The sequence below is a fragment of the Burkholderia plantarii genome (genome assembly GCF_001411805.1).
GTDB lineage: Bacteria > Pseudomonadota > Gammaproteobacteria > Burkholderiales > Burkholderiaceae > Burkholderia > Burkholderia plantarii.
The window spans coordinates 1,165,670-1,178,741 of the sequence record NZ_CP007212.1 but is presented as its reverse complement, the minus strand read 5'-3'; the positions used below and the strand labels follow the sequence as shown (position 1 = coordinate 1,178,741).

The 13,072-nt window shown below is 68.9% G+C and carries 7 protein-coding genes; 6 read left to right on the top strand and 1 reads right to left on the bottom strand.

What is annotated here, in order from left to right; translation table 11 throughout:
- The first annotated feature begins 74 nt into the window (after positions 1-74).
- The 5 genes from bpln_RS05195 (at position 75) to bpln_RS05175 (ending at position 10,084) form a co-directional block, all read left to right on the top strand.
- Positions 75-902 (top strand): IclR family transcriptional regulator, encoded by an 828-nt coding sequence (locus tag bpln_RS05195; protein WP_055138236.1) that lies wholly within the window; start codon positions 75-77, stop codon positions 900-902.
- A gap of 390 nt (positions 903-1,292) precedes the next feature.
- The gene (locus bpln_RS05190; protein ID WP_055138235.1) at positions 1,293-2,660 is read left to right on the top strand and encodes an MdtA/MuxA family multidrug efflux RND transporter periplasmic adaptor subunit; all 1,368 of its coding nucleotides are present in this window, start codon (positions 1,293-1,295) and stop codon (positions 2,658-2,660) included.
- Between the two features lie 13 nt (positions 2,661-2,673).
- A complete protein-coding gene (locus tag bpln_RS05185; protein ID WP_055138234.1) occupies positions 2,674-5,796 on the top strand; it encodes an MdtB/MuxB family multidrug efflux RND transporter permease subunit in 3,123 nt (1,040 codons plus the stop codon).
- Positions 5,797-5,799: 3 nt separating this feature from the next.
- Positions 5,800-9,135 carry an efflux RND transporter permease subunit gene (locus tag bpln_RS05180; RefSeq protein WP_055138233.1) on the top strand — a complete coding sequence of 1,112 codons (3,336 nt, stop codon included), beginning with the start codon at positions 5,800-5,802 and terminating at the stop codon, positions 9,133-9,135.
- A 319-nt stretch (positions 9,136-9,454) separates the two neighbouring features.
- Positions 9,455-10,084, top strand: coding sequence for an SDR family oxidoreductase (locus bpln_RS05175; protein ID WP_042624277.1), 630 nt, complete (start codon positions 9,455-9,457; stop codon positions 10,082-10,084).
- Positions 10,085-10,484: 400 nt separating this feature from the next.
- Here bpln_RS05175 and bpln_RS05170 read toward each other — a convergent pair whose 3' ends face one another.
- Entirely contained in the window at positions 10,485-11,033 is a 549-nt protein-coding gene (locus bpln_RS05170; RefSeq protein ID WP_042624276.1) for a peroxiredoxin, read from the bottom strand.
- A gap of 278 nt (positions 11,034-11,311) precedes the next feature.
- On the opposite strand from bpln_RS05170, the gene cdpA reads away from it, so the two are divergent.
- Positions 11,312-13,054: a putative bifunctional diguanylate cyclase/phosphodiesterase gene (cdpA, locus tag bpln_RS05165; RefSeq protein ID WP_208459487.1), complete on the top strand. Its 1,743-nt coding sequence runs from the start codon at positions 11,312-11,314 to the stop codon at positions 13,052-13,054.
- The last annotated feature ends 18 nt before the right edge of the window (positions 13,055-13,072 follow it).

Genomic DNA, 13,072 nt, shown 5'->3' with positions numbered 1-13,072 from the left:
ACATGCACGAATCGCTATTTGTCGTACTATTTAAGAAAATTTGAAATTTTGTTTCGCAAAAAAGAGAGAGTTTCGTGTCGATATTGAATAACGCAGCTGCCGCTTCACGGGATCGGGAATCGTCCACGGACGAGATTTCGGCACTCGCCAGAGGGCTCGCGGTACTGCGCCGGATCGCGGCCGCGGACGCTCCGGTCAGCAACCGGGAACTGACAGAATTGACAGGCATCCCGAAACCAACCGTTTCGCGCATCACCGCGACGCTGGTCGGCGCCGGTTTCCTGTTCCGGCTGCCCGACAGCGAACGCTTCGTGCTGACCGCCTCGGTGCTCGAACTGAGCAACGGCTTCCTGCGCAATTTCGACATCCGCGCCCGCTCGCGGCCGTTCCTGAGCGAGCTGGCCGAGCGCACCTCGCTGTCGGTCCATCTCGCCGTGCGCGACCGGCTCGACATGGTCGCGATCGACGTGATCCGGCCGCGCTCGGCGGTGCTCGTCACGCGGCTCGAGATCGGCTCGCGGATGGACATCGCACGCACCGCCGTCGGCCGCGCCTATCTGGCCGCGCTCGACGAAGACGAACGCCGCGAGCTGCTCGGCGCGCTGCAGGCGGCCCACGGCGACGACTGGCCGCTCGTGGTGGCACGGCTCAACGCCGCCCTGGAGGATACGCTGCGCAACGGCTATTCGCTCGCGATCGGCGAATGGCGCGACGGGCTCAACGCGATCGCGGCCGGCTTCGTCGGTCCGTCGGGCCAGCGCTACGCCGTCAATTGCGGCGGCGCCGCGCAACAGTATCCGGCCGAATGGCTGCTCGAGACCGCCGTGCCCGCCATGCAGGAGTGCATCGCCAGCATCACGCGCGAGATCGGCGGCGAGATCCCGCCGCGCGACGCGCGCTGATCACGAAGTCAACCGCGCCCGGCCGGGTACGCCGACACGGCGCCCCGACATGGCGCTGCGGCCCCTCCGACGCACGAGGCACGCCCCATGCCCGGCCCCGCGCCGCCGCCGCGCCCCGTGGCGGCGGCGGCCAGGACAGCCCCCGCCATCGCGTCGGCGAAACGTCATCCCCGCGTCACCACGGCGTCACGCCGCGAAAACATGTCGTTACCGTAGTAAACGGTTGAAAGAAAGTGCTCTGGACGATTGCCCGGCCGGCAACGTAGCATCATGCAACTTCGCGCCCTGCCGGCGCGCTCCACTCTTTCGCCGCCCGAGGCGGCCCGCTACGATAGCGGGCCCGCGCGGCGCCTCCCTCGCCCGCTCACGTCAGCGTCAGCCAGATCGAAAATGAATAATCAGGAACCGCAAACGCCTCGCTCCCCCGCCCCCGCGCCCCAGGACCCGCCACCGCGCCATCGCCGCCGGCCGGTCGTGATCGGCGTGGTTGCCGTCGTCGTGATCGGCGCGGCGCTGCTCTGGTGGCACCCGTGGAAGCCGTCCGCCGCGCCGGCCAGCGATCAGGCCGCGGGCCAGGCGGGCGGCCGCCGCCATGGCGGCCCGGCCGCGTTCGCGAACCAGCCGCAGCCGGTGCAGGTCGCCACCGCCACGCGCGGCGAGATGCCGATCGTGCTGTCCGCGCTCGGCACCGTCACGCCGCTCGCCAACGTGACGGTCAAGACCCAGCTGTCCGGCTACCTGCAATCGGTGAACTTCACCGAAGGCCAGATGGTGAAAAAGGGCGACGTGCTGGCCCAGATCGATCCGCGCCCGTATCAGGTCGCGCTCGAAACCGCCGAAGGCACGCTCGCGCGCGACCAGGCGCTGCTCGCCACCGCGCGCCTGGACCTGAAGCGCTACCAGACGCTGGTCTCGCAGGACTCGATCGCCCAGCAGACGGCCGACACCCAGGCCTCGCTCGTCAAGCAGTACGAAGGCACCGTCAAGACCGACCAGGCCTCGATCGATTCGGCCAAGCTGAACCTGACCTACGCGCGCGTGACGGCGCCCGTCTCGGGCCGCGTCGGCCTGCGCCAGGTCGATCCCGGCAACTACGTGACGCCCGGCGACACCAACGGCCTGGTGGTGATCACGCAACTGCAGCCGATGAGCGTGATCTTCACCACCTCGGAAGACAACCTGCCGCCGATCCTCAAGCAGGTGAACGCGGGCCGGACGCTGTCGGTCACGGCCTACAACCGCAACAACACGGTGCCGCTCGAAACCGGCTCGCTGGAAACCCTCGACAACCAGATCGACACCACCACCGGCACCTTGAAGCTGCGCGCGATCTTCGCCAACCAGGGCAACGCGCTGTTCCCGAACCAGTTCGTCAACACCCGGCTGCTGGTCGACACGCTGCGCGACGCGGTGATCGTGCCGACCGCCGCGGTGCAGACCGGCTCGATCGGCCAGTTCGTCTACATCGTCAAGCCCGACAACACGGTCACGGTACGCAAGGTCAAGCCCGGCCCGGTCGACGGCGAGCGCACCAGCATCGCGCAGGGCGTGCAGGTGGGCGAGCGCGTCGTCACCGACGGCGTGGATCGCCTGCGCGAAGGCGCGAAGATCACGATCCCGGCCGCTCATCCGGCCGGCGCCTCCGGCGCATCGGGCGCCGCGGCGGCCTCGGCCGCGTCCGGCGCCTCGCGGGCGCACGCCGGCTCCGGCGCCCACGGCCATCGCCATCACGGCGCGTCCCAATCCGCCGCGCAATGACGACGCCTGATCGATGAATCCGTCACGTCTCTTCATTCTCCGCCCGGTCGGTACCGCGCTGCTGATGGCCGCGATCATGCTGGCCGGCCTGCTCGCGCTGCGCTTCCTGCCGCTTGCCGCGCTGCCCGAGGTCGACTACCCGACCATCCAGGTGCAGACCTTCTACCCCGGCGCGAGCCCGGAAGTGATGACCTCCTCGGTCACCGCGCCGCTCGAGCGCCAGTTCGGGCAGATGCCGTCGCTGAACCAGATGTCGTCGCAAAGCTCGGCGGGCGCCTCGGTGATCACGCTGCAGTTCAGCCTCGACCTGCCGCTCGACATCGCCGAGCAGGAAGTGCAGGCGGCCATCAACGCGGCCGGCAACCTGCTGCCGTCGGATCTGCCCGCGCCGCCGATCTACGCGAAGGTGAATCCGGCCGACGCGCCGATCCTCACGCTCGCGATCACCTCGAAGACGCTGCCGCTCTCGCAGGTGCAGGACCTGACCGATACGCGCCTCGCGATGAAGATCTCGCAGGTCTCCGGCGTGGGCCTCGTGAGCCTGTCGGGCGGCAACCGGCCGGCGGTGCGGATCCAGGCCAACCCGCTCGCGCTCGCGCAGTACGGGCTGAACCTCGACGACCTGCGCACCACCATCTCGAACCTCAACGTCAACACGCCGAAAGGCAACTTCGACGGCCCGACGCGCGCCTACACGATCAACGCGAACGACCAGCTGACCAGCGCCGACCAGTACAACAGCGCGGTGGTGGCCTACAAGAACGGCCGGCCGGTGATGCTGACCGACGTCGCGAAGGTGGTGGCGGGCACCGAGAACACCAAGCTCGGCGCCTGGGTCGACGCGGAACCGGCGATCATCGTCAACGTGCAGCGCCAGCCCGGCGCGAACGTGATCCAGACCGTCGACAGCATCAAGGCGATCCTGCCGAAGCTGCAGGAAACGCTGCCCGCCGCGCTCGACGTGCAGATCGTCACCGACCGCACCACCATGATCCGCGCCGCGGTGCGCGACGTGCAGTTCGAGCTGATGCTCTCGGTGGTGCTGGTGGTGCTGGTGATGTACCTGTTCCTCGCCAACGTCTACGCCACCATCATCCCGAGCCTGTCGGTGCCGCTCTCGCTGATCGGCACGCTGGCCGTGATGTACATGGCCGGCTTCTCGCTGAACAATCTCTCGCTGATGGCGCTGACCATCGCCACCGGCTTCGTGGTCGACGACGCGATCGTGATGATCGAGAACGTCGCGCGTTACGTGGAGGAAGGCGAGAGTCCGCTCGAGGCGGCGCTCAAGGGTTCGCGCCAGATCGGCTTCACCATCATCTCGCTGACGGTCTCGCTGATCGCGGTGCTGATCCCGCTGCTGTTCATGGGCGACGTGGTGGGGCGGCTGTTCCACGAGTTCGCGATCACGCTGGCGGTGACCATCGTGATCTCGGCGGTGGTGTCGCTGACGCTGGTGCCCATGATGTGCGCGAAGCTGCTGCGCCACACGCCGCCGAAGGGCCAGCACCGCTTCGAGACGCGCGTCCACGCGGCGATCGACTACGTGATCGCGCGCTACGCCACCGCGCTGCGCTGGGTGCTCGACCGGCAGGCCGCCACGCTGGTGGTGGCGCTGCTCACGCTGGCGCTGACCGCGCTGCTCTACATCTTCGTGCCGAAAGGCTTCTTCCCGGTGCAGGACACCGGCGTGATCCAGGCCATCACGCAGGCGCCGCAGGCGGTCTCCTACGGCTCGATGGCCGAGCGCCAGCAGACGCTGGCCGCGCGCATCCTGAAGAACCCGAACGTCGACAGCCTGACCTCGTTCATCGGCGTGGACGGTTCGAACATCACGCTCAACAGCGGCCGCATGCTGATCAACCTGAAGCCGCGCGACGACCGCAGCGAATCGGCCACCTCGATCATCCGCGACCTGCAGCAGGAGGTGGCCGACCTGCCCGGCATCTCGCTCTACATGCAGCCGGTGCAGGATCTGACGATCGACTCGACGGTCAGCCCGACGCAGTACCAGTTCATGCTGACGAGCCCGAACCCCGACGACTTCGCCACCTGGGTGCCGAAGCTGGTGCGCCAGCTGCAGCACGAGCCGGCGCTGGCCGACGTGGCCACCGACCTGCAGGCCAACGGCAAGTCGGTCTACGTCGAGATCGACCGCGCCACCGCGGCGCGCTTCGGCATCACGCCGGCCACCGTGGACAACGCGCTCTACGACGCGTTCGGCCAGCGCATCGTCTCGACCATCTTCACGCAGTCGAACCAGTACCGCGTGATCCTCGAGGCCGAGCCGCAGATGCAGTACTACGCCGAGTCGCTGAACGGCATCTACCTGCCGGCCGCGGGCGGCGGGCAGGTGCCGCTGTCGTCGATCGCCAAGTTCCACGAACGCCCCGCCCCGCTGCTGGTCACCCACCTCGGCCAGTTCCCGGCCACCACGGTGTCGTTCAACCTGGCACCGGGCGCCTCGCTCGGCGAGGGCGTGAAGGCGATCGTCTCGGCCGAGAAGGCGCTCGCGCTGCCGGCCTCGTTCCAGACGCGCTTCCAGGGCGCCGCGCTGGCGTTCCAGTCGTCGCTGTCGAACCAGCTGTTCCTGATCCTCGCGGCGGTGGTGACGATGTACATCGTGCTGGGCGTGCTCTACGAGAGCTACATCCATCCGATCACGATCCTCTCGACGCTGCCGTCGGCCGGCGTCGGCGCGCTGCTCGCGCTGATCATCACCGGCCACGACCTCGACATCATCGGCATCATCGGCATCGTGCTGCTGATCGGCATCGTCAAGAAGAACGCGATCATGATGATCGACTTCGCGCTCGAGGCCGAACGCGTGGAAGGCAAGCCGCCGCGCGAGGCGATCTACCAGGCCTGCCTGCTGCGCTTCCGGCCGATCCTGATGACCACGCTCGCGGCGCTGCTCGGCGCAGTGCCGCTGATCGTCGGCTCGGGCGCCGGCTCCGAGCTGCGCCAGCCGCTCGGGATCGCGATCGCGGGCGGGCTGATCGTCTCGCAGGTGCTCACGCTGTTTACCACGCCGGTGATCTACCTCGGCTTCGACTCGCTCGCGCGCCGCGTGCGCCGCGCGTTCGAGCGGCGCCGGCCGGCCGCCGGCGGTGACGCGAACGACACGGGCGCGTAAGCCATGAACCTGTCGCGCCTGTTCATCCACCGCCCGATCGCGACCACGCTGCTCGCGCTCGGCATCGCGCTGTCGGGGCTGTTCGCGTTCGCGAAGCTGCCGGTCTCGCCGCTGCCGCAGGTCGACTTCCCGACCATCTCGGTGTTCGCGGCGCTGCCCGGCGCCAGCCCCGAGACCATGGCCACCAGCGTGACGAGCCCGCTCGAACGGCACCTCGGCTCGATCGCGGGCGTCTCGCAGATGACCTCGACGAGTTCGCTCGGCAACGCGCTGATCAGCCTGCAGTTCGTGCTCGACCGCGACCTGAACGGCGCCGCGCGCGACGTGCAGGCCGCCATCAACGGCGCGCGCGCCGACCTGCCGGCCAGCCTCAAGAGCAACCCCACCTACCAGAAGGTCAATCTCGCCGATTCGCCGATCATGGTGCTGTCGGTCACGTCCGACACGGCCGCGCCGTCGCGCGTCTACGATGCGGCCTCCACCGTGCTGCAGCAGTCGCTCTCGCAGATCCAGGGCATCGGCGAGGTGGACGTGTTCGGCTCCGCGAATCCGGCGGTGCGCGTCGAGCTGGAGCCGCCCGCGCTGTTCCACTACGGCATCGGCCTCGAGGACGTGCGCGCCGCGCTGGCCTCGGCCAACGCCAACAGCCCGAAGGGCGCCATCGAGTTCGGCCCGCACCGCTTCCAGCTCTACACCAACGACCAGGCCTCGGCCGCCGCGCAGTACCGCGACCTGGTGGTGGCCTACCGCAACGGCGCGGCCGTGAGCCTGGCCGACGTCGGCAGCGTGATCGATTCGGTCGAGGACGTGCGCAACCTCGGCCGCGCCAACGGCAAGCGCGCCGTGCTGGTGATCCTCTACCGCGCGCCCGGCGCCAACATCATCGACGTGGTCGACCGCGTGCAGGCCGCGCTGCCGCGCCTGAAGGCCGCGATGCCGGCCGACGTGGACGTGGCGCCCGTGCTCGACCGCTCGCGCACGATCCGCGCCTCGCTGCACGACACCGAGCACACGCTGCTGATCGCCGTGGGCCTGGTGGTGATGGTGGTGTTCCTGTTCCTGCGCAACTGGCGCGCCACGCTGATCCCCAGCGTGGCCGTGCCGATCTCGATCATCGGCACGTTCGGCGCGATGTACCTGCTCGGCTTCTCGATCGACAACCTCTCGCTGATGGCGCTGATCGTGGCCACCGGCTTCGTGGTGGACGACGCGATCGTGGTGCTGGAAAACATCTCGCGCCATATCGAAAACGGCAAGTCGCGCACGCAGGCCGCGCTCGACGGCGCGCGCGAGGTCGGCTTCACGGTCCTGTCGATCAGCCTCTCGCTGGTGGCGGTGTTCCTGCCGATCCTGCTGATGAGCGGCATCATCGGCCGGCTGTTCCGCGAGTTCGCGCTGACGCTGTCGCTCGCGATCGGCGTGTCGCTGATCGTCTCGCTCACGCTCACGCCGATGATGTGCGCGCGCCTCTTGCCCGAGGCCGATGCGCATCGCGAGGAAGGCCGCTTCGCGCGCTGGCTCGAACGCGGCTTCGACCGGATGCAGCACGGCTACGACGTCTCGGTGCTGTGGGCGCTGCGCCATCCGCGCCTGATCCTGCTGTCGCTCGTGGCCACCGTCGCGCTTAACGTGCTGCTCTACGTGAAGGTGCCCAAGGGCTTCTTCCCGCAGCAGGACACCGGCATGATGATCGGCGGGATCCAGGCCGACCAGTCCACCTCGTTCCAGGCCATGCAGGTGAAGTTCACCGAGATGATGCAGATCGTCCGGTCCGATCCGAACGTGGCGAGCGTGGCCGGCTTCAGCGGCGGGCGCGCCACCAACGCCGGCTTCATGTTCGTCTCGCTCAAGGACAAGCCCGGCCGCAAGAAATCGGCCGACCAGGTGATCGCCGATCTGCGCCCGAAGCTGGCTCGCGTGGCCGGCGCGCGCACCTTCCTGCAGGCCGCGCAGGACCTGCGGGTCGGCGGCCGGCAGTCGAACGCGCAGTACCAGTTCACGCTGTTCGCCGATTCGACGGCCGAGCTCTACCAGTGGGGACCGAAGCTGACCGAGGCGCTGCAGCGCAACCCGAAGCTCGCCGACGTGAACTCCGACCAGCAGCAGGGCGGCCTGGAGGCGATGGTCACGATCGACCGGGCGACCGCGGCGCGCTTCGGCATCAAGCCCGCGCAGATCGACAACACGCTCTACGACGCGTTCGGCCAGCGCCAGGTGTCGACCATCTACAACCCGCTGAACCAGTACCACGTGATCATGGAGGTCGCGCCGAAGTACTGGCAGGATCCGGAGATGCTCAAGCAGGTGTACGTCAGCACCTCGGGCGGCACGGCCAACGGTTCGCAGACCACCAACGCCTCGGCCGGCACCTTCGTCGGCGCGAGCACCGGAGCGGGCACCAGCTCGGGCAGCGCCGCCGGTACCGGCACGGCCGGCACCAGCGCGACCAGCGCGGCCGCGATCGCCAGCGACTCGGCGCGCAACGCGGCGCTGAACTCGATCGCCTCGAGCGGCAAGTCGAGCGCGTCGTCGGGCGCGGCCGTCTCGACCTCGCAGTCCACCATGATCCCGCTCTCGGCGATCGCCTCGTTCGGGCCGAGCACCACGCCGCTGTCGGTCAGCCACCAGGGCCTGTTCGTGGCGACCACCATCTCGTTCAACCTGCCGCCCGGCGTGGCGCTGTCGGACGCGACCCAGACGATCTACCAGACCATGGCCGAGCTCGGCATGCCGCCCTCCATCACCGGCAGCTTCCAGGGCACCGCGCAGGCCTTCGAGCAGGCGCTGCACGATCAGCTGTTCCTGATCGCGGCCGCCATCGCGGCGATCTACATCGTGCTCGGCATGCTCTACGAGAGCTACATCCATCCGGTGACGATCCTCTCGACGCTGCCCTCGGCCGGCGTCGGCGCGCTGCTCGGGCTGCTGCTGTTCAAGACCGAGTTCGGCATCATCGGGCTGATCGGCGTGATCCTGCTGATCGGCATCGTCAAGAAGAACGCGATCATGATGGTGGACTTCGCGATCGACGCGTCGCGGCACGGCAAATCGTCGTTTGACGCGATCCACGAGGCCTGCCGGCTGCGCTTCCGGCCGATCATGATGACCACCATGGCCGCGCTGCTCGGCGCGCTGCCGCTCGCGTTCGGCCACGGCGACGGCGCCGAACTGCGCGCGCCGCTCGGCATCGCGATCGTCGGCGGGCTGATCGTCTCGCAGATGCTGACGCTCTACACCACGCCGGTCGTCTATCTCTACATGGACCGGATCCGCGTGGCGGCCGAACGGCGCCGCGCGCGCCGCAATCCGCCGCCTCGGCCGGCCGGCGCGAGCGAGTGACGCGCCACGGCGCCGGGGGGGCCGAGACAGGCCCGCCCGGCGCCGCGGACGCCGTCGGCACGCGGCGTCGCTGCCGGCCCGAATCGCCCCCGCTCTCCTTTTTCGCGTCCCTTGCGGGGCAGCCCCGCCGGCTGCCCGCATTTGCGTCGGCTTTCTGTAAGATGACGAACGGCCTGCCGCGTCCCGCCCGCCGCCCCCGGCCAATCGGCCGACCGCCGAATCCGCGCCTGCGGAGCGCCGCGGATTCGGCATACACTGATGAGCCATGCGTCGCCCGGCTCGGCCGGACCCGACGCGGCGTTATCGAAGGAGCGGTTTCATGTCGATGAAGATTCTACTGATCGGCGCGACCGGCCGAACCGGCCGTGCGCTCGCGGACCTGCTGCTCGAGCAGCGGGATTTCGAACTGACGGCGCTGGTGCGCCGGCCCGGCTTCACGCTGCCGCGCACGAAGGTGGTGGTGGCCGACCTGAACGACGATTTCTCGGCCGCGTTCGACGGCATCACGCACGCGATCTACGCGGCCGGCTCGGCCGAGGCGGACGGCGCGCCGGAGGAAATCGCGATCGACCGCGACGCGGTCGGGCGCGCGGCCGATTACGCGAAGGCGCGCAACGTGCAGAAGCTGGTGGTGATCAGTTCGCTGACGGCCTACGCGCCGGAGCGCGGCCCGGACTGGCTCGTCCATTATTCGCGGATGAAGCGCGAGGGCGACGAACGCGTGATCGCGTCCGGCATCGATTACGTGATCCTGCGGCCCGGCACGCTGTCGGACGCGCCCGGGGTCGGCAAGATCGCGCTGACCGACCGCTGGCAGGACGGCGCCACGCCGGTGGCGCGACAGGACGTGGCCTGGGCCGCCGTCGAGGCGATCAAGCTCGGCATCTCGCGCAAGACGATCGGTTTCATCGGCGGCGGCAGTCCGATCGAGCAGGCGCTGCGAGCCTGAACCGGGCGCCGGCGCGCCGCGATCTGGCGGAGCGTCCGGGAGCCGGCGCCCGGCACGACCCGGGCCGGCAAAGCCGCGTCAAACGATCGACGGCCATCGATCGCGGCCGGCAGCGGCCGATGAAGCCTCGGACGGCTCCGAACGGCTCCGGACGGGGCGAACGGCCGCCTCCAGCCCAGGGCACCGCAAAACCGGCCCGCAGCGGGCCGGCCACGGCATCGGGCAGCACCGCCGCGGCGGTCTGCTTCGCCGCCCGCACCGCCCGCCCCGCCCCGTGTGCCCGTCGCCTCCCGCATCGCTTCCGAGCCCCCTGGCGGGCCGCAAGCGGGGCGCCCGCGGCCCTGCCGCGTGCCCCCATCCCGAACCCGGGCCCGAGGCCCGGAAGCGCGTCTCGACGGCCTTACTGCGTCTTGTGGGCAGCCGCCCACGCCTTCACGGCGTTCAGCGTGTTCTCGACGTGCTTGTCCGGCGCCATGCTCGTGTACTCGTAGAGCACCTTGCCTTCCGGCGAGATCACGTACGAAATGCGGTTCGCGCGCTCCACGGCCGGCAGCTTCGCATCGTATTCGCGGATGATCTTCGCATTCGGGTCGGCGGCGACCGGGAATTTGCTGCGGCACTCGCTGACCGAGAACTTCGTCAGCGTGCCGATGTTGTCGGCCGACACGCCGATCACGGTCGCGCCATACTGCTTGTACTCGTCCACGGCATCGGCGAACGCGTGCGCCTCGATCGTGCAGCCGGTAGTGAACGCGGCCGGATAGAAGTACAGCACCACCGGCCCCTTCTTCAGCTCGCTGGCCAGCGAATACGTGTAGGTCTTGCCGCCCAGCGACGCCTGGGTCGTGAACTCGGGCGCCGTATCGCCGGCTTTCAGCACCGCCTGGGCGACGAGTGCATGCATCGCAAGCATCGCGACGGCGAGGGTGGACACTATTTTCCGCTTCATTTCGTTCCTTGTTTTCAATAAAGTCCCAGATGATCCCGAATCCGCCCCCGTTCGCCTGCCGAACAATCTGGCGAGCGAACGAGGCGGCGTGCATACCAATCCCGCACCACTCGCTAAAGAATCGTGGCCGATAGCCGTTATTGCAACCGAACCAACGGTTCCAGCCTCACCAGCCAGCGAGAAACATGGAAGCCTACAGGAACACGTCGCCCCGCAAGAGCGCATGGCATCACGCCCTCCGCGCGCTGCGCCGACTCGCGTGGTCCGGCGGCGCATTGATGCCTGCCCGCGCCAGCGCCCCACGCGACGACGACACCGTCCGACATTGGCTCGAACAGACCGTCGGCGCCGTCGATTTTCTCGCCCACGTCGACCGCGACCTGCGGTTTTTATACGTCTCCGAGGCCAGCCTGCGCTTCATCGGCTACCACCGCGACTATCTGCGGACGCTGACGCTGCGCGACCTGATCCCCGAGCAGGATACCGCGACGCTCGAGGCATTGCTCGCGCGCGCGAACCAGACCGGCCATATCGAAAAGGCGACGGTCTGCATCGTCAAGTCGCTGACCTATCCGCTCGACGTCGAGCTGCGCGCGGTGCGCAGCCGCCACGCCGGCGTGGACGGCTTCGCGATCGCCGCGTTCGACGTTTCGGCATGGCGCGCGCTCGAGGCGCGCCTGACCTACGAGATGCATCACGACCCGATGACGGGGCTCGACAACCTGTCGGCGCTGATCCCGGGGCTGATGGAAGCGCAGCGCGAGGCCGACGAGGACGGCAGCTGCGCGGCGCTGCTGCTGCTCGACCTCGACGACTACCAGCGCATCAACCGCGGGCTCGGCTACGACGCCGGCGACGTGCTGCTGCGCGATACCGCCCAGCGGCTGCGCTCGGTGATCGCCGGCCACGAACGCCTCGCGCGCGTGGCCAGCGACAAGTTCGCGATCGTGTTCGGCGCGTCCGATCCCGGGCACGCGCGCGAGCAGGCGCAGGCACTGGCACGCCGGCTGCAGGCGGCGATCCAGCCGCCCTACCGCTACGACGGCCAGTCGGTCCACCTGTCGGCCAGCATCGGCATCGCGCTGTACCCCGACGAGCGCCCCGGCAGCCAGCGCGCGCAGAACCACAGCCCGCTGCTGCGCCGCGCCGACCACGCGCTGTCGCAGGCCAAGGCGCTCGGCGGCAACACGCTGGCATTCCACCAGACCGCGGCCGACCCGACCGACGCCGAACGCCTCAAGCTCGAGGCCGATCTCTACGACGGCGTGCGCAACGGCGAATTCTCGCTGCACTTCCAGCCGATCACCGAGAGCCGCACCGGCGCGGTGGCCGGCGTCGAGGCGCTGATCCGCTGGCACCATCCGGTCCACGGCATGGTGCCGCCCGCCACCTTCATCCCGCTCGCCGAATCGATCGGGCTGATCCACTATCTGGGCAACTGGGTGCTGAAGGCCGCCTGCATGCAGATCGTGCAGTGGGACGACCAGGGCATCGCGCTCGAATACGTGGCCGTCAACGTCTCGCCGCAGCAGTTCCGCGATCCGCGTTTCGTGCAGGGCGTGCGCGAGGCGATCGCGCTGACCGGCATCAGCCCGCAGCGGATCGTGCTCGAGATCACCGAGAGCCTGCTGATGCACGACCCGGTCGGGGCGAAGGCGCTGCTCGAGGAAGTGGCCGCGCTGGGGATTCGTTTTGCGGTCGATGATTTCGGCACCGGTTACTCGAGCCTCGCGTATTTGCAACGGTTTCCGCTCGCCCGGCTCAAGATCGATCGCAGTTTCGTCGAAAATCTGTTGACGTCGCGCAACGATCGCGCGATCGTGTCGGCCGTCGTCGGACTTGCACAAACGCTCGACCTCGAGCTCGTCGCCGAAGGCGTCGAAACCGAGGCCCAGCGTGCGCTGTTGACCGAAATGGGTTGCGATCACATCCAGGGTTGGCTGGTTTGCCGCGCACTGCCGTCCGACGAACTCGCCCAGCGTTTCGAGGCTCGCCAGCTTCACGTGCGCGAACCGGCCTGACGGCCGCGACCGAGCCAT